Below are 18,133 nucleotides of genomic sequence, written 5' to 3'. Positions count from 1 at the left end.
GATGAGTTGAGAGCGGCGGGAGGCAATCAGGTTCACATCGTCTACAATTGACGCCTGCCTAATCCATTCCGGGATCATACTTTGCATAGTCCTGCGGGGCGGGTGCGACCGCTTGCAAATCAGACGCCAAGTTGAAGCTGCTCTATCCCAGTACATCAATGGGTTTGGCGCTAAACGTGCTGGCCGCCGTTCACTTCGATTTCGGTCCCCGAGACGTAGGAACTTTCATCAGAGCACAGAAAATAGATCGCATTGGCGACTTCCGCCGGCTGACCAAGGCGGCGCATTGGGACTTCGGCGACAATCTTGTCGGTGCCTTCGCTGAGAATATCGGTTTCCACCTCGCCGGGGGCCACGGCATTGACCCTGACGCCGAGCGGACCAAAATCATGGGCCATTTCGCGGGTAAGTGCCGCCAATGCCGCCTTTGAGGTAGCATAGGCAGCCCCGGCAAAAGGGTGCACCCGAGACCCTGCGATGGATGTCACATTGACCACAGACCCGCGCCCCAAAGACAATTCATGCTGTAGCCCGCGCGCCAAGACGACAGAGGCAAAGAAATTGACGTGAAACACCTCTCCCCAGACACGCAGGTCGGTATCAAGCGTGCTCAGCCGCTCACCGTTTTCAGCTTTGGGCGAGACACCGGCGTTGTTGACCAGGGCATGAAGCGGGCTGCCTCCAAGCAACGTCTTGACGCGACTTACCGCTTCCATCGTCATGTTGGGGTCACTCAAATCCACTTGCACATGGTCGCGCGCCCCGCCGGGCCACGGACATTCCGGCGAGAAAGCCTGCCTTGAGCAGCCAATCACCCGCCACCCTTTGTCGGCGAATTTCTTCGCCGTTGCATGACCGATCCCGCGGCTTGCCCCCGTGAGGAGAAGCGTTTTGCCGGCCTGCGCTGCATTATCCATCTGTTGATCCATGTTCCGGCCTTGTGCTGATGAGCAGTGTGTATGTCGCGGCTGGCGGCGCTAGTCTATTTCAGCCAGTGCACGCTCGTATTCCTGGCCCGGGATCGCGTCCAGTAGGCTGCGGGTATAGGGGGTGTCGGGGTCATGTAAGACCTTGCCCACTGGACCGGCCTCGACGATACGACCCTTTTGCATGACGATAATCCGATCGCAGATACGTGCGGCGACGCGAAGGTCATGCGTGATAAAAAGCATGGAAAGATGCAGGCGTGTCTTTAGTTCGGCCAGAAGGTCCAGCACTTGGGCTTGGATTGACACATCAAGCGCCGACACGGCTTCGTCGGCGATGATGATGGACGGGTCCAACGCCAATGCACGCGCGATCCCGATACGTTGGCGCTGACCTCCGGAAAACTCATGCGGGAACCGCTTCATCGCGGATGCATCCAGTCCGACCATTTCCAACAGTTCATGCGCCTTGGCCTGCGCATCGCTTTTGGAGGTACCGTAGGCCATCAGCCCTTCGGTCAATATGCGCGAGACACGCGCGCGGGGGTTCAGCGATGAAAACGGGTCTTGGAAGACCATCTGTAGTTTGCGGCGCTGGTTGTGCAGTTCTGACCCGAACATGCCGGCGATATCGACGCCATCCATCAAGACGCGCCCCCCGTCCGGGTCCAACAGCCGCACAATGCAACGCCCCACAGTGGATTTACCCGACCCGGATTCTCCAACAATGCCAATGGTTTCTCCTGCATAAAGCTCAAAACTTACGTCCTGAACGGCCTTTACCACCCGGCGTTTTCCAAACAACCGGCCTGATCCGGTTGAGAAGGTTTTTTGCAAGTCTTCCACAGTTAATATCGGGGTACGTTCTGCCTGTTGCACCTCATTGGGGCCGGTTAGCCGGGGGATCGCGTCAATTAGCGCGCGGGTATAGGGGTGCTGTGGTCTTAGCAAAACGTCCTGCGCGGTGCCGCTTTCGACTATTTCACCTTTTTTCATCACGATTACCCGATCAGCGATGTCAGCCACCACGCCGAAATCATGGGTGATGAAAATCACCGCCATGCCACGGGCCCGACGCAGATCTTCAATCAACTTGAGTATCTGCGCTTGTGTCGTGACATCCAGTGCCGTTGTTGGCTCATCCGCAATCAGGATGTCAGGCTCCAGCGCGAGCGCCATTGCGATCATCACGCGTTGGCGCTGACCGCCCGACAGCTGGAAAGGATAGGCCCGGATCGCGGCCTCTGGATCGGGGATGCCAACTTCGTTCAAAAGCTTCAGCGCGCGGGCACGCCGCTCTGCCCCCGTAAGCGCGCCATGGGCTTCGAATACCTCCGCGATCTGTGCTCCAACCCGCATGAGCGGGTTCAGGGCGCTCAAGGGTTCTTGGAAGATCATCGAAATGCGGCTGCCGCGGAACTTGAGCATCTCTTTCTCCGAGAGCCCCAGGATCGATTGGCCGTTGAAGGTTATGCTGCCGCTATCGGGTAAGACACCCTGCGGCAGCAGCCCCATCACGGCGTTGGCGGACATGGATTTGCCTGATCCACTTTCCCCCACAATGCAGAGGATTTCGCCCGGTGCGAGATCAAAGCTGATATTTTGGGCCGCATAAAGCCGGTCCGCACCAACAGGTAAGGCGATGGATAGATCGCGGATACTCAGCAGGGTCATTCGGATTTCCTCATCAAACGCGGATTGAGCGCATCGTTCAGGCCCTCGCCAATCAGGTTCAGCGCCAGGACGGTCAAAAGGATCGCCATGCCCGGCAGGAACGATAGCCACCAGGCTGTGCGTATCACTGTGCGGGCGGCACCGATCATATAACCCCAAGACATGATGTTGGGATCCCCCAAGCCAAGGAAGGAAAGCGAGCTTTCCAGCAAAATTGCCTGTGCCACCATGAGCGAGGCAAGCACGATAATCGGTGGCAAGGCATTGGGGAGGATGTGACGTGTGATGATCTGCAGATTTCCAAGGCCGGACAGGGTTGCAGCCTCAACAAATTCGCGCGTGCGCAAAGACAGAACCTCACCCCGAACCAGCCGCGCCACAGGGGGCCACGACACGATAGAGATCGCAATGATGACGAAGGTCAGGCTTGGCTGAAAGATCGCCAAGAGCACGATGGCGAGGGCAAAGCTGGGGATCGTCTGGAAGAACTCGGTGAAGCGCATCAGCGCATCATCCGTGCGCCCCGCGAAATACCCCGCCATCGCGCCGACCGGCACGCCGATTGCAAGGGCGACAATCGTGGAAACCAGGCCGACAAGCAGGCTGACATAGGCCCCATGCGCCAGTCCTGCAAGAACATTGCGCCCTAACGCATCGGTGCCGAGCATTAGACCATCTTGCGTAAAGGGTGGCAGGAAGGGGCGCTGCACCATTTTCCACGGGCTCTGTGGGAAAAGAATGGGGGCCAGAATGGCTGTTGCGATGACAAGGGTCAAAATGACCAAGCCGATCACGGCGCCGCGGTTGTAACTGAAACGCTTCCAAAAATTCCTCATGTTGTCAGCCTTATCCGCGGATCAACAATGACATAGACAACATCCGTGATCAGGTTGAACAGCAGCACCATCGCCGCTGAGATGTAAAATACGCCCAAGATCACGTTGTAATCCCGCTGGTTGATCGCTTCGAACATCAGCCGCCCGATGCCCGGCCAGGCAAATACAGTCTCGGTCAGGATCGCCCCGCCAAAAACTTGCCCTGCCTGAAGGCCGGCCAGGGTGATCACCGGCAGCAGCGCGTTGCGCAGGATATGCCGACGCTGGATAACGCCACGCGTCAGCCCTTTGGCGCGCGCGGTTTTTACAAAGTCGAGCCGGGAGACTTCGAGCATCGATGCGCGGGTCATACGCATATAGATCGCCATGAAGAATAGTCCGAGGGTCGTGGCCGGAAGCACAAGGTGCTTGGCGACGTCGAGCACATGAGTCATGCCTGTGTAGCCCGCGCCGATTGTCGAATAGCCGAAGCCCGGCAACCACTCTAGCCAAACGGAAAAGACCAAAGTCGCCATCAGCGCGACCCAAAACAGCGGTGTCGCGTAAAACAGGAGTGCGAAGGTCGAGATGATCGTATCACCCCAGCTGCCCTGACGGGCCGAGGCTGCCACTCCGGCGGTCACACCCAACACCAGGGATAAGACAAATGCCACTCCGGTCAGCAAAAGCGTCGCAGGCAGGCGGTCTCCGATCATTTCGGCCACGGACATTTGTTGACGGAAAGAATAGCCAAGGTCGAGTTGGACAGCACCCTTGATGTAGAGCCAAAGTTGCACATAAAGCGGCTGATCAAGCCCGAAGTGGGCACGCAAATCTGAAAGGAATTTCTCATCCGCGGCACCTGCTTCTCCAGCCATGACGGCTGCGGGATCGCCCGGTGCAGCATGGATCAGCAGAAAATTAAAGACGAGGATTGCCAGGAGGATGAACACCGCCTTGACCAGCCTGCCCAATATAAATTGTATCACGCTATCCGCCCTGTTCTTGTTTTAAGAGAGCCCGGGCCAATCTGGCAGCCCGGGCTTTTGGACATTTTTGCCCTTACTTCTTGTCGATCCACACGTCACGGAAGCCATCGTTCACACCAAAGGCCGTGTTGACGGGGTTCTTGATGTCGCAGCGATAGATCGTCGGGAAACCCAACTCCAGCAACCAGATGTTCGGCACGTCCGAAACAATCTGATCCTGGATCTTCTTGTAGGCTGCCTTGCGGTCTTCGGGGTTGGCCATCAGCGCCGCCTCATCGAACATCTTATCCGTTTCGGGGTTTTGATAGTTTGCGACGTTGTTCCAGGGCGAACCCGGTGCCGCGTTGTCGCCCTTGTAGCTGCGGGACACACCAAGTGCGGGGTCGCCGTACTGGTACAGATAGGTAAAGGCGAGATCGAAGTCGCGGTCAGATACCTTCTGGTTCCAGCCAGCCACGTCCGAAGGGACGATCTCGGTTGTCATGCCAATCTCGGTCAGGTTCTGTTTGACCGCTTCGGCCCAACGCTGCCATGTCTCTCCATAGGGCAAGCCAAGGATGCGGATGGTTTCACCGCTATAGCTGCTGTCTTCCAGCAATGCTTTTGCCTTTTCAGGGTCATAGGAGATATCGGGCGTGTCACCATCCCAGAAGCGGGTGGAGGAGGACAACGGACCGGTCGAGATTTTACCCAAACCGTTCCAAAGCGCGTCTTTTGCGAACTCGCGGTCGATACCATGCATAATGGCGCGGCGCACGTTCACATCGTCCAGCGGCTTGTTGTCGTTGTTAACCCACATCCAGGACAACGGTCCGAAGTATTCCCAACCCTTGTCGGTGATGCAGGTATTTTCCATCGCCTGAATGCGCGACACGTCGAAGTTTTCGACAGACCCGCCGGGCAGCACGTCAACCTTGCCCGTCTCATAGGCAACCGCACGCGAGGCGGCATCCGGGATCACGTGATAGTAAACCTCGTCTACGTAAGGCTTGCCTTCCATGTAATAATCTTCGTTCTTCACAAGGTGGATAAAGCTGCCTTTTTCCCACTTGTCGAACTTGAAGGGGCCAGTCCCGATGGGTGTATTGTTCGCCTCATTGGTGGCGAAATCGGTTCCTTCATAGATATGTTTCGGAATCATCGGTGCTGTCCCGGCCTCAAAAATGCCGATGAAGGGGCCGAAAGGCTGCTTCAGGTTGAAGACAACGGTAAACTCGTCAGGCGTCTCGATGCTTTCGACATGCTCCAAATAGGTCCGCATACGCGAGTGGGTTTCACGCAGGAATTTGTCCATCGAAAACGCGACATCTGCAGACGTGAAAGGGGTCCCGTCATGGAATACAACACCTTCACGCAGTTTGAAGGTGTAGGTCTTGCCGTCCTCGGAGATCTCCCAGGATTCAGCGAGTTGGCCCTCAGGTTTCAGGTCAAAGTCGTACCGCAAGAGGCTTTCATAGATATCCCCGCCGACCATCTGTGTGGGCCCGTTTTGGACGAGGCCCAGCATAAGGCTGGGCGGTTCAGGTTGGATAACGACGTTAAGGGTGCCGCCTGATTGCGGTTCTCCGTCCTGCGCGGCCAGTGGGCTGGCAAGCGCCAGCGCCAAAATGGCGGCAGTCAATTTCATAGGTCTAAGCATTCATGTTCCCCATTGTTTCCTGTCGGTTATTGTGTCGCAAAAGCGCTTTCGACTTGCCGTCGATTTCCGCCTTTGGCTGCTGCAAGGCAGCGCGCATTGCAGGTCACTTTGTAGCTCATTCTTTTTCAGCGAATGATTCAATGTATCTGATAATTCCCTCCTTTGAGTCATCTATATCGGCGCGCATTTCGGCGGCAGCGGCCACCGAATCGCGGTTTTCACAAGCGGCAATGATCGCTTGGTGGTGCTGGACGAGCGGAATTTTTTCGTGACCGTAATATCCCGCGATCAACGGGCCCATGCGCAGCCACAAGCCGCCAAGAATACCGAGCAGAGTGGGCATGTCGGCAATTTCGGCCAAGGCAAAGTGAAACTGCTGATTATACTGAACAGCTTGCGGCCAGCGTCCGGCGCTCGCGGCGGCCTCGTTCTTGTCGACAATCCGCTTCAACCTTTGAATATCTTTTGGCCCCGCCAACTCAGCCGCGCGCCCTGCGGCAAAGCCTTCCAGCTCACGGCGAATGCTCGCAATCTCCAGGTATTTCGCCGATGTAAGGACTGGCACCCGCACGTCGCGCACACTGCGCTGTACCAGCGCTTCGTCTCGCAAAAGGCGTTGCACGGCATCCCGGACGGGGGTCGAACTTGTGCCCAAAGCGGCGGCCAATCCCCTGATTGTCACTTTTTCATTCGGGCGCAGCTTGCCGCCAACCAAGTCCCGGCAAACCCGCTCGTAAATAGCGTCACCTAGCGAAACCTGACTGATCTGATCCATCGCATCCGCGTCCTTCTTGGTCACATTCGAGACTTCAACTTGATGCATGATGCATCATTTTTATTGAACCCGCAAATTAATACTGCAATGCTCGGTCACACCAGCATCAGACCAAAGGGAAAGCGATGAAAGTCTTTTTCGACGAACGCCAGTTGCGCCACGCTCCGGCTCTATACTTCCGTCGCGGGGCCGCGATGCCACATCAAGAACAGCCTCAGCGGGCAGAAATCCTGCGCGACATGTTGATCGGCGAGGGGTTCGAGATTTCGAAACCTCAAGATCACGGGCTGGAGCCGATCAAAGCCGTGCACAACCCCGATTACGTTGATTTCCTGCCAACCGCACATAGCCGTTTTGTCGCCAGCGCTGGACCGGAGGCACTGGCAATCCCGACGATGCATCCCGGTGTGCGACGCGGCAAAGAGCCAAAGGACATCCACGGCCAGTTGGGCTGGTGGATGACTGACACGTCAACGCCTTTGACCGAGGGCACATGGGAGGCCGTTTACTGGTCGGCCCAAACCGCGATTGAGGCCGCCGAGGCCATTCTGGCTGGCGAGCGTGCGGCTTATGCGCTGTGTCGTCCACCGGGGCACCACGCGATGCGCGACTGCGCCAACGGGTTTTGCTTTTTCAACAACGCCTCTATTGCGGCGCATCATCTGACGAAGAAATTCAAGAAAGTCGCCTTGATCGACGTGGACGTTCATACTGGGAACGGCTCGCTCGATATTCTGTACGAGCGCGGTGACATTTTCTTTTGCTCGCTGCATCCCGACCCTGCGACTTACCCCACATTCTATCTTGGACATGCAGATGAAACCGGGGAAGGTGAAGGCGAAGGCAAGTCGCTGAACATTCTGCTTGAGCAAGGGGCCAGTCAGGACGATGTGCTGGCCGCTTTGGACAAGGGCATCAAGGCGATCCGTGATTTTGGAGCAGAGGCGCTCGTGATCTCGCTGGGGTTCGACATGGCTGTCGACGATCCCCTTGCGGCGGTTGCCGTGTATCCCGAAGGCTTTGGCAAAATGGCGGACCGCCTTGCAGCCTTGAACATCCCAACCGCGCTTGTGCAGGAGGGCGGCTATCTTGGGCCGTCACTGGCAGACAATGCGAAATCCTTTCTCACGACATTCCGTGAGGCCACACAATGAGCACAGCGCCCAAGGACATGAACGGTGCCGAAAGCGTTGTACGCAGCCTGCATGCAGGCGGCGTCGACGTTTGCTTTGCCAATCCGGGTACCTCTGAAATGCAATTCGTGGATGCGCTGGACCGTACCAAGCTGATGCGTTGTGTGCTGGGTTTGTCCGAAGGCACGGTCAGCGGCGCAGCCGATGGATATGCCCGGATGGCTGGCAAGCCTGCGGTGACTCTGCTGCACCTCGCGCCCGGTTTTGCAAATGCTGCCGCGAACTTGCACAATGCACGCAAAGCACGGGTGCCGATGCTGAACCTCGTGGGGGATCACGCCCTGCGCCACCAAAAATATGACGCGCCTTTATCTGCAGATGTTTCTGGCGCATGCGCGCCTTTCAGCGATTGGGTGCGCTCTGGTCGCGATGCAGGCAGCTTTGCGGCCAATGCAATGACGGCGTTGGCCGTGGCCAAGGGGCAACCGGGGCGCATTGCCACGCTCGTTGCCCCGGCAGATATCGGTTGGGACGCAGGCGGCAAACTGGCCGAGGTTATCGCACCAAAGGGCCCGGTCCCCTTGGATGACCACGCATTAAACGCCGCAATCCGCACGCTGGAAAGCGGTGAGAAAACTGTGATCATCGCGGGCAACTCTGTTCTAGAGGATACCGAGGCCTTGGCCTTATTGCAGAGCATCGCTGAAAAAACGGGGGCGGATATTGTCGCGCCGACGTCGAACCGCCGGATGGAACGCGGGCGCGGCCGCATCGCAGTGAACAAGATACCCTATCCGATCAACGCGGCACTTGAATGTCTCGCGCCCTATACGCGCGCTATTCTCATTGAGACAGCACCGCCCGTGGCATTCTTCGCCTATCCGGGCAAGCCAAGCCTGCTGCTGCCAGTCGGGTGCAATATCGTCACACTCGCCGATGTCGATGGTGATGGCCCCAAAGCACTGGCCGCGCTGGCCGACCGCATCGGTGCAAAACCCGGCAAACCATTCGATAAACCGGCGCTTCCTGTTCCCCAGGCCGGTGCAATCACGTTGAAGAATATCGCTGCCGCTCTGGCCCACGTATTGCCGGACAACGCGATCATCGTGGACGAGGCCGTCTCTTCCGGCGGGGCCATTTCCGAGGCAGGCGATACCGCCGCGCCAAACAGCTGGCTGGCCCTGACAGGAGGTTCGATCGGCATTGGCATCCCTCTCTCAGCGGGCGCTGCGATCGCTTGTCCGGACCGTCCTGTCATTACACTGCAGGCGGATGGCTCTGCGATGTACACTATCCAAGCGCTTTGGACGCAGGCGCGCGAGAACGCGAATGTGACGACGATCATTCTTGCGAACCGGTCTTACGAAATCCTCAAAGGCGAATTGCACAATGTCGGCGCGCAGCCCGGACCTGACGCGCTGAGCATGCTCAATCTTGACCGCCCAAACCTTGATTTCGTGGCGCTGGCCAAGGGCATGGGCGTACCGGGCCAACGGGTCGAAGATGTCACCGACCTGATGCGTGCGATCGAAAATGCGGCGAAAGAACCCGGCCCCTACCTCATCGAAGCGGCGCTCTGACCCCCGGAAAGGAAATGACGTGGCATTAAATTCAGATCTCAAAGACCAGATCCTTCAGGCTGTCGACGACGGATTCCCTGACCAGATCTTCTTTACGCAAGAACTGGTGCAAATTCCGTCTTTGCGGGGGCATGAACACGCCATCCAGGACCTGTTGTTCCGGACGCTGCAAACGCGCGGCTATGCAATGGACCGGTTCAAGATGGACCGCGCCGCGATTGAGGCCCACCCCGGTGGCTCAAAGTACACCGAGGACCATTCGGACGCACCCATTGTCGTGGGCATACACCGCCCGCGAAAAGAAGTTGGCCGTTCGCTGATTTTGCAGTCCCATCTTGATGTGGTGCCAGAGGGGTTGCATGACATGTGGAACGATCCGCCCTTCTCTGGCAAGATCGACGGCGATTGGATGTACGGGCGCGGTGCAGGCGACATGAAGGCAGGCGCTGCGGCGAATATATTTGCGCTGGATGCGCTGCGCCGCATTGGGCTTCAACCTGCCGCGACGGTATATGTTCAATCTGTTGTCGAAGAGGAATCGACCGGCAACGGCGCGCTACAATCCTTTTTGCAGGGCTACACCGCCGATGCCGTTTTCATCCCGGAGCCTGAAGAAGAAATGCTGGTGCGCGCCAATACCGGCGTGATCTGGTTTCAGGTTCAGGTCCGTGGCGTGCCCGTCCATGTGCGCGAGATGGGGGAAGGTGCCAACGCAATCGACGCGGCAACCCGTGTCATCACAGCGCTGCGCGAGATGGAAGAAGACTGGAACGCCGCAAAGGGCAATCACCCGCATTTCGAAGACGAAGCGCACCCCATAAACCTCAACATTGGCAAGATTGAAGGCGGCGACTGGGCCTCCTCCGTGCCATCATGGTGCAATATCGATTGCCGCGTTTCGATCTATCCCGGACGTAGCGCAGAAGATGCCGCACGCGAGATTACCGAACGGGTCAAAGCCTTTGCCCAGACTGATGGTTTCTTGTCCAACAATCCGCCGCAGATCGTGTTTAATGGCTTTTACGCCGAGGGCTATGTGCTGGAACCGGGCAGCGAAGCGGAGGCGGTTTTGGAACGCTCCCATGAAACCGCCCTTGGCGAACCGCTACAATCATTCATGACGGCTGGATATCTCGATACTCGCGTTTACGCCTTGTACAATCAGATACCGGCGCTGTGCTACGGTCCGAAATCGCGTAACATTCACGGGATTAATGAATCCGTCAGCATCACCTCTGTCAAAAAGATAACGCAAGCCATGGCGCTGTTCATCGCTGAATGGTGCGGTACCGAGGAAATCGGACAATGAACAAAACCAAAGCAGTGACTTTGGGCGGTTTACCCCCGTTTCTTGTCGGGGTTCTGGCGGAATGTGCCCCAAATAAAACAGATCTTCTGGCCCATGATCCACCTGCTTTTGATCAAGCGATGGCAGCAGATGTCGCTTTGCGGCTTTACGGTGTGTCGGGAAAGATCACGCCGCTGTCGGCGGAAAAGGATGCTAATTTTCTCATCGTTCTTCCAACGGGTGAAGAAACCCTGTTGAAAATTAGCAATGCTGTCGAGGACCGCGCCGTCACGGACATGCAAACCGCCGCACTGATGCATTTGGCCTCCGCTGATCCGACCCTGCCTGTTCAGCGGGTCTGTGTCAGCCTCAATGGCAATGCGAGTGAGACTGTCACAGCCGCTGATGGACAGACCCATGTCGTGAGGTTGTTGACATACCTAGGCGGCACCATCCTGAGCGGTTCAACAGCCAGCCCCGGCCTGCATTATGCACTTGGCGATTTCCTGGCGCGCGTTACGCTAGGACTGCGGGGCTTTTTTCACCCCGCCGCGGGCCATGTCTTGCAATGGGACATTAAACAGGCCGGCAAATTGCGCCCCTTGGTAAGAGAGGTGCAAGACACAGATCTGCGCAGTCGACTGACCAAAATTCTTGTTTCATTTGACGCAAAGATAGCACCGCGCTTGCCACATCTGCGTGCGCAGGTGGTGCATAATGATTTCAACCCTCACAATGTCTTGGTGAATGCCCCCATGGCCACGCATCCAATCGGGCTGATCGACTTTGGCGATATGGTGCATACGCCGATTGTCTGTGACCTCGCGGTTGCCTGTTCCTATCAAATAGGCGAGGGACCAAACCCGTTGCGCGAGATGTGCAAGATGGTCGCCGGCTATGTCAGCAGGCTGCCGCTTGAGCGCGAAGAGGTTGATCTTTTACCAGCGCTCATTCGGCTGCGTCATGCCACCACTCTGGCCATCGGAGCGTCGCGAGCGCGGCGTTACCCTGACAACGCTACATATATTTTACGCAACACGGCAACCTCGCTGCGCGGCTTGGATGTGCTTGAGCAGCTTGGCGACGCAACCGCGATCAAAGCCTTGCACGCCGCTGCAGGAACGAGGTGAGCACCCATGACCATGATCAACGCATATGATAACGCCAATGCGGGCGACCTGGACCCTGACGACAAGGCGCTGATCGAACGCCGCGCCCAAGCGCTTGGTCCGGCCTATCGGCTTTTTTACGAGAAACCGTTGCATATCGTGCGGGGCGAAGGTGTTTGGCTGTGGGACAAGAGAGGCAAAAAATATCTCGATGCCTACAACAACGTGGCATCTGTCGGGCATTGCCATCCTCGGGTCGTGCAGGCCATCTCGGAACAGCTTGGCGTGTTGAACACCCATACCCGCTATCTGCATGAGGGTGTGGTCGCCTATGCCGAACGGCTCCTTGCGACGATGCCCGATGCCTTGGGGCATGTCATGTTCACCTGCACCGGGTCAGAGGCGAACGACATCGCCCTGAGGATCGCGCGCAGCTACACAAAGCGGCAGGGCGTTATCGTCACGCGGCTTGCGTATCACGGTCTGACCGAAGCGGTGGCAGAACTTTCGCCCTCTCTGGGCGCATTCACACCGCGCGGGAAGCGCATTCGGCTGATTGATGGCCCCGACACGCTTCGGATGTCACCCGAAGACCAAGGAGTTAAGCTTGCGGCCGATTTGGGCAAAGCGATTGCAGAAATGCGTGCAGACGGGATCGAACCGGCTGCGCTCATCGTCGACACTATCTTTTCAAGCGACGGGCTTTATCCCGACCCGGCAGGTTTCCTGCGCCAAGCCGTTGATCTTATCCACGCCGAAGGCGGTATCTTTATCGCTGACGAAGTGCAGCCCGGCTTTGCGCGTACGGGCGATGCCTTTTGGGGATTCCAAAGGCACGGGCTCGTGCCTGATATGGTCACCATGGGCAAGCCGATGGGCAACGGTTTTCCGCTGTCGGGCGTTGCGATGCGCCCTGAGCTTGTCAAAGACTTTGGGAACAACGCGCGTTATTTCAACACGTTCGGTGGCAACCCGGTTGCCGCCGCCGCGGGAATGGCGGTTCTGGACGTGATCGAGGATGAAGCACTGCAGGCCAACGCATTGAGCACCGGTGCCTTTCTTAAAGACGGTTTAAAAGACACTGCGTCACGCCACGCGGCCATCGGTGATGTGCGCGGCGCAGGGCTCTTTCTGGCAGTCGAATGCGTGAGCGAACGCCAAGAAAACATCCCGGACGCCGGGCGCGCAAGTTTCATTGTCAATCATTTGCGCGAAAACAGCGTTCTTATCAGCGCGACAGGTCCAGGTGCGAATATCCTCAAGATCCGACCACCACTCGTGTTGGACCTGAACGAGGCGCAGCTGTTTTTAGATGCCGTCGAAACCGCCTTTTCTGCGTCCGAGTTAGGATAGGCACGTCGCGCAATGAAATCGGCCTTCTTGGTTCTTTCAATTTTGGCCGTGAAACGTTCGGGGTTTGTCGAAGACCATCAACTTAAGTTGGGAGGGTGGTTCTGGCAGAGCGCGAAATGGTTCACCGCCAGCGGTGCGCGCGCGGTCAGTATGGTAATCCAGCATTGAGGTTCTTACGAAGCTCGAGCGGTCGCGATTGCAGATACGGTCGCTTGGTTGGCTGGCTTCCCAAAGGGGGCATCGGCCCACGATAAGCGGAGCCGCAGCGAAACACGGACGGGGCGATGGAAGATTTGATTTTGAACGCACCGCCTGAAATCCGTCACGGGCAGGGCAGGTGCCAACCAATTCAGCTTCCGTGCAACAAGCCCCTTCCGAATCTCCTTGGTTTTAGGAAGGGCTACCGCTTCAGCACATTAACCCCTTGCAATCGGATGGAGACTTGGCTCTGTTGGTTGATAATCCGGAGGTCAGTCGTGAACGAAAAAATCGCCGTCCAGGCGCGCGAAGTGCATAAGGTCTACGGTCAAGGGGAGGGCACGGTCACAGCGCTTGGCGGTGTCTCGCTGTTGATACGCAACGGGGAGTTCTTTACGCTGCTGGGGCCGTCTGGTTGTGGCAAGACGACGCTGCTCAAGCTGATAGCGGGCTTCGAAAGCCCGACCCGCGGCCAGATCCTGCTGGACGGTATGGACATCACCTATGACCCGCCGAACATCCGCCCCGTGAATACGGTGTTCCAGTCATATGCGCTTTTTCCCCACCTCAGCGTGGCTGAAAACATTGGCTTCGGCCTCAAGATGCTGGGCCGATCAAAGGCGGAAGTGTCAGATACCGTGCAGCGGATGCTGGCGCTGGTGCGGCTGGAACAAATGGCGGATCGCAAGCCGGGACAATTGTCCGGCGGGCAACAGCAGCGCGTGGCCCTGGCTCGGGCGCTGGCCCCGGGACCCAAGGTGCTGCTGCTGGATGAACCTCTCTCTGCGCTAGACCTCAAATTGCGCAAGGAAATGCAGATCGAACTCAAGCGCTTGCAGGTCGAAACCGGGATCACCTTCATATTTGTCACCCACGATCAGGAAGAGGCGCTGACCATGTCTGACCGGATCGGTGTGATGCAGGCGGGCGAACTGCTCCAAGTGGGCGATCCCCGCACCATCTATACGCGCCCTGCCAACCGTTTTGTTGCATCGTTCATCGGAGAGTCGAATTTCTTGTCCGGCACGCTGGACGGCGGGACGCTGGTTCTCGACGCGGGTCCGCGCATGCCGGTAGAGACGGGGCACACCCCCCAGGCCAATGGTCATGTGACGGCGGCGATCCGCCCCGAACAGATCCGCATTTCAGATAACACCGCCGATGGCATCCCAGCCACGGTACGCGATACGGTCTATTTCGGTACCGATACCCATTGCGTCGTGGCACTGGCGGACGGGACCGAGATCACGATCCGCTTGCAAAGCCCGGTCTCGGGCAACGTTGGACTGCACCCCGGTGCCGAGATCGCGTTAAAGTTCGAGCCCGGTGCGTTGATCGTGCTGCCGGAGGCCGTGTGATTGACCCCGTAGACCCAAAGGCGCGGACCGAGGTCCGGCGCGGGTGGCTGCTGTCGGCACCTGCGCTGGTATTGCTGGCAGTCGGGGCGTCCGGGCCACTGTTGATCATGTTGCTCTATTCGTTCCTCGAGGCGGGGCAGTATGGCAACGTGGAGTGGGTGCTGTCCTTCAAGGCGTGGTTCAATGTCATAATGACCCGCGATATCTTCGATGGCACGCTGGGGTTTGCGGATGCACATCTGACGATCTTCTGGCGGTCGTTCAAGTTGGCCCTGCTGACGACGGTGTTTGCCTTTATTGTTGGCTTTCCGACGGCGTGGTTTATCGCCACCCGTAATCCAGGCATGCGCACGGCGTTGCTGTTCCTGATCACCATTCCGTTCTGGACCAACCTTCTGATCAGGACATTCGCAATCAACCAGATCATTCGCAACGAAGGGTTCCTGAACACCTTCCTGCTTTGGACCGGGGCGATCAAGACGCCTATCGTCATGCTCTATACCGATTTCGCTGTTTTCATTGGCATGACCTATGTCTACCTGCCGCTGATGGTGCTGCCGCTATTTGCCGCCATTGACCGGTTTGACATGCGCCTGCTTCAGGCCGGCTACGATCTCTATGCCAGCCGCTGGCAGTTGCTGCGCCATGTCATCGTGCCGGTGGTCAAGCCCGGGATCATCTCGGGCTCCATCCTCGTGTTCATTCCTGCGCTCGGAGCCTATGTCACGCCGCGCATCCTGGGCGGCGGGCGCAACATGATGATCGGGAACTTTATCGAATTGCAGTTTGGGCAGGGGCGCAACTGGCCCCTCGGGGCAGCGCTGTCGGTCGTGCTGCTGGTGGTCGTCAGCGTGGCACTGATTGTCTACATCCGCTTCGCCACCGGCAGTCAGGACAAATCAAATGGCTGATCGTACCTTCTCGATATCGCGTCTACCGGGTTTTGCGGCGATTGCCGTGACCGTATTTGTCATGCTCTACCTGCCAATCGCGATGCTCGTGATATTTTCGTTCAACTCCGGTGACAGCGTTGCAGTCTGGGAGGGATTTTCGTTTCGCTGGTACCCCGAGGCCTGGCAGAACGAGAAGGTCAAGGAGGTCACCTTCCGCTCGCTCACGATCGCTACGGCAGCGTCGCTGATTGCCACCACAGTCGCCACGATGGCGGCGCTCGGCACGACGCGGCGGCAATCAAGCAAGGGACAAAGCTTTGTCTATCTGATGATCAATCAGCCGCTGATGGTGCCGGAAATCGTCACCGGCGTTGCACTGCTGGTGTTCTTTTCCTCGATCAAGGTCGCAACGGGCTATCAGGGACTGGGCTACCTGATCCTGGCCCACGCGGCCTTTTGCACGCCTTTCGCCTACCTCCCGATCCGTGCGCGTCTTGAGGGCATGGACTTGTCGCTGGAAACCGCGGCTTCCGACCTCTACGCGACGCCGTGGCAAACGTTTCGGTACGTAACGCTGCCGCTGGTAATGCCGGGTGCCATCGCGGGGCTGATGCTCGCCTTCGTCACATCACTCGACGATGTGGTCATCACATTGTTTGTAAAATCCGCAGGGCAGGATACGCTGCCCACATATATGCTCGCGCAGATCCGGCGATCGGTCAGTGCCGAGGTCAACGCGATCTCGACCCTGCTGTTGCTGTTGACCGTGGTCCTGCTAACCGCGTTCTTCCTGCTGACACGCAAACGAACCTGACAACGACAAGAAACCAACAAGGAGTAAAACCATGAAGAAATTACTGACAACCGTGGCCATTCTCTGGACCGGCGCGGCGCAGGCCGAGGGCGAATTGCAGCTGTTCAACTGGGGTGACTATACATCGCCCGAACTGCTGACCAAGTTCGAGGAAGAGACCGGTATCAAGGTCACGGTCACGGATTACGATTCCAACGATACCGCATTGGCCAAGGTCGAAGCGGGCGGCCACGGCTACGACCTTGTGGTGCCGTCGGCCAACTACATCCCGATCTGGCGCGAGAAGGGCCTGATCGCCGAGCTGGACATGTCCAAGCTGCCCAACCACGGCAATATCGCCAAACAGTGGGTCGATGTTCCCTTCGATCCTGGCCGCAAGTTCTCAGTTCCGTGGCAGATCGGCGCGACTGGCATCGCGGTCAATTCCGACGCCTATTCCGGCGACATCAACACCAGTGCGATCTTCCTCGACACGCCCGAAGAGTTGAAGGGCAAGGTCAACGTCACGCCCGAGATGAATGACATTATGTCGCTCGCGCTATGGTATGTTGGCGGCGAGCCGTGCTCGGAGAATCCGGAGGAGCTGAAGGCGGCGCGCGATGCGCTGATCGCAGCCAAGCCGAACTGGCAGTCGATGGACTACGGCATGACCGAAAAGCTGGCGGCCAATGATACCATGGCTTCGGTCTACTGGAACGGGGCGGTGTTCCGCGCCAACCTCAAGAACGACAAGGTGCAGTTCGGTTATCCCAAGGAAGGCTACCCGCTGTTCATGGACTCCGTCGCGCTGCTGTCGGATGCACAGAACGTGGACGAAGCGTACAAGTTCATCGATTTCATCATGGTGCCGGAAAACGCCGCGCTGATTTCGGGCTACGCACGCTATGCCAACGGCATCGAAGGTTCCGAGGAATTCATGGACGAAGTGATGAAGACGTCGCCCATGGTCAATATCCCGCCAGAATTGGCAGAGGCGGGTGAGTTCTTGCCAACCTGTTCGGCCAAGTCGCTGGAATACTACACCGCGATCTGGACGGAACTGCAAAAGTAACCCCGCGCGCGGGGGATTGGGGCCGGCCATTCGCGTGGCCGGCTTTTTCAATCTTGATATAACTAGCGGCCTGCCACCCCTTATCAGGGTTTTGTCACTTTAACCTGCGCAGATGCAGAGGGGTGATACGGGGCGGATTCAAGCTGCAACACTCTGATGCCATTCAACGAAAAATCTGGCGACACTGGACCAAAAGGACTAGACGGTTTTTCTGCGTTGATTGCGTTGTACCCAACCAGAGCTAGTGGTCGTTTTCTTGAGCTCTTTGTCTGGTGCGGTTTTGTGGTGCGTGCGATGGGTCGCGATTGCTGCGGCGCAGTGCGACAGACGCGCCGGCACAGATGCAAAGCCCCAAGGCACCGCCGAGGGTATAAAAACCGACGACACCTGCGACCCCATAGCCTGCAATGAACGCAACAAGGGCGCTGGCAAGGCCCGTCAAGAGACCGGCAATCAAACAGATGACGAGCATGTGTGGTTGTCCCTTTGGGCTTTGAGTGTTCAAGCAAGGTGAACAGGCAGCTTTATTTCAAGACAA

16 protein-coding genes are annotated in these 18,133 nt (G+C 57.7%); 9 read left to right on the top strand and 7 right to left on the bottom strand.

Going from position 1 to position 18,133, the window contains the following annotated elements; translation table 11 throughout:
* Positions 1 to 170 precede the first annotated feature (170 nt).
* From RGAI101_RS20030 to RGAI101_RS20005, 6 genes are all read right to left on the bottom strand, one after another.
* Positions 171 to 929 carry an SDR family NAD(P)-dependent oxidoreductase gene (locus tag RGAI101_RS20030; RefSeq protein ID WP_008230121.1) on the bottom strand — a complete coding sequence of 253 codons (759 nt, stop codon included), beginning with the start codon at positions 927 to 929 and terminating at the stop codon, positions 171 to 173.
* Positions 930 to 977: 48 nt separating this feature from the next.
* Positions 978 to 2,600 carry an ABC transporter ATP-binding protein gene (locus tag RGAI101_RS20025; RefSeq protein ID WP_008230021.1) on the bottom strand — a complete coding sequence of 541 codons (1,623 nt, stop codon included), beginning with the start codon at positions 2,598 to 2,600 and terminating at the stop codon, positions 978 to 980.
* The gene (locus RGAI101_RS20020; RefSeq protein ID WP_037230371.1) at positions 2,597 to 3,436 is read right to left on the bottom strand and encodes an ABC transporter permease; all 840 of its coding nucleotides are present in this window, start codon (positions 3,434 to 3,436) and stop codon (positions 2,597 to 2,599) included. The genes RGAI101_RS20025 and RGAI101_RS20020 overlap by 4 nt, the downstream gene beginning before the upstream one ends.
* Positions 3,433 to 4,404, bottom strand: coding sequence for an ABC transporter permease (locus RGAI101_RS20015; protein WP_037230369.1), 972 nt, complete (start codon positions 4,402 to 4,404; stop codon positions 3,433 to 3,435). Before RGAI101_RS20015 ends, RGAI101_RS20020 begins: the two co-directional genes overlap by 4 nt.
* 73 nt (positions 4,405 to 4,477) lie before the next feature.
* Positions 4,478 to 6,031, bottom strand: a complete 1,554-nt coding sequence (locus tag RGAI101_RS20010) for an ABC transporter substrate-binding protein (protein ID WP_008229900.1) — start codon at positions 6,029 to 6,031, stop codon at positions 4,478 to 4,480.
* 127 nt (positions 6,032 to 6,158) lie between these two features.
* Positions 6,159 to 6,818, bottom strand: a complete 660-nt coding sequence (locus tag RGAI101_RS20005) for a GntR family transcriptional regulator (RefSeq protein WP_254655323.1) — start codon at positions 6,816 to 6,818, stop codon at positions 6,159 to 6,161.
* A 125-nt stretch (positions 6,819 to 6,943) separates the two neighbouring features.
* Here RGAI101_RS20005 and RGAI101_RS20000 point away from each other — a divergent pair, with 125 nt between their 5' ends.
* The 9 genes from RGAI101_RS20000 to RGAI101_RS19960 all read left to right on the top strand — a co-directional run bounded on the left by RGAI101_RS20000 (position 6,944) and on the right by RGAI101_RS19960 (position 17,595).
* A complete protein-coding gene (locus RGAI101_RS20000; RefSeq protein ID WP_008230022.1) occupies positions 6,944 to 7,972 on the top strand; it encodes a histone deacetylase family protein in 1,029 nt (342 codons plus the stop codon).
* Entirely contained in the window at positions 7,969 to 9,531 is a 1,563-nt protein-coding gene (locus RGAI101_RS19995) for an acetolactate synthase large subunit (protein ID WP_008229979.1), read from the top strand. Before RGAI101_RS20000 ends, RGAI101_RS19995 begins: the two co-directional genes overlap by 4 nt.
* A 19-nt stretch (positions 9,532 to 9,550) precedes the next feature.
* Positions 9,551 to 10,840 (top strand): ArgE/DapE family deacylase, encoded by a 1,290-nt coding sequence (locus RGAI101_RS19990; protein ID WP_008230077.1) that lies wholly within the window; start codon positions 9,551 to 9,553, stop codon positions 10,838 to 10,840.
* On the top strand, positions 10,837 to 11,949 hold the full coding sequence (locus tag RGAI101_RS19985) for a phosphotransferase (protein WP_008230160.1): 1,113 nt from the start codon (positions 10,837 to 10,839) through the stop codon (positions 11,947 to 11,949). The genes RGAI101_RS19990 and RGAI101_RS19985 overlap by 4 nt, the downstream gene beginning before the upstream one ends.
* 6 nt (positions 11,950 to 11,955) lie before the next feature.
* Positions 11,956 to 13,281, top strand: a complete 1,326-nt coding sequence (locus RGAI101_RS19980) for an aspartate aminotransferase family protein (protein WP_008230151.1) — start codon at positions 11,956 to 11,958, stop codon at positions 13,279 to 13,281.
* 476 nt (positions 13,282 to 13,757) lie between these two features.
* On the top strand, positions 13,758 to 14,837 hold the full coding sequence (locus tag RGAI101_RS19975) for an ABC transporter ATP-binding protein (protein WP_008230147.1): 1,080 nt from the start codon (positions 13,758 to 13,760) through the stop codon (positions 14,835 to 14,837).
* Complete coding sequence (locus tag RGAI101_RS19970) at positions 14,834 to 15,748, top strand: ABC transporter permease (protein WP_008229994.1); 915 nt, start codon at positions 14,834 to 14,836, stop codon at positions 15,746 to 15,748. Before RGAI101_RS19975 ends, RGAI101_RS19970 begins: the two co-directional genes overlap by 4 nt.
* On the top strand, positions 15,741 to 16,544 hold the full coding sequence (locus RGAI101_RS19965) for an ABC transporter permease (RefSeq protein ID WP_008229877.1): 804 nt from the start codon (positions 15,741 to 15,743) through the stop codon (positions 16,542 to 16,544). Before RGAI101_RS19970 ends, RGAI101_RS19965 begins: the two co-directional genes overlap by 8 nt.
* 31 nt (positions 16,545 to 16,575) lie before the next feature.
* Positions 16,576 to 17,595 carry an extracellular solute-binding protein gene (locus RGAI101_RS19960; RefSeq protein WP_008230059.1) on the top strand — a complete coding sequence of 340 codons (1,020 nt, stop codon included), beginning with the start codon at positions 16,576 to 16,578 and terminating at the stop codon, positions 17,593 to 17,595.
* Positions 17,596 to 17,836: 241 nt separating this feature from the next.
* Here the strand turns inward: RGAI101_RS19960 and RGAI101_RS19955 are convergent, their stop codons facing one another.
* A complete protein-coding gene (locus tag RGAI101_RS19955) occupies positions 17,837 to 18,067 on the bottom strand; it encodes a hypothetical protein (RefSeq protein ID WP_008230028.1) in 231 nt (76 codons plus the stop codon).
* Positions 18,068 to 18,133 lie beyond the last annotated feature (66 nt).

This window comes from Roseobacter sp. GAI101, from assembly GCF_000156335.1.
Taxonomy (GTDB): domain Bacteria; phylum Pseudomonadota; class Alphaproteobacteria; order Rhodobacterales; family Rhodobacteraceae; genus Sulfitobacter.
Note: the sequence above shows the minus strand (reverse complement) of the source record. Positions and strands in the feature narration are given on the sequence as shown.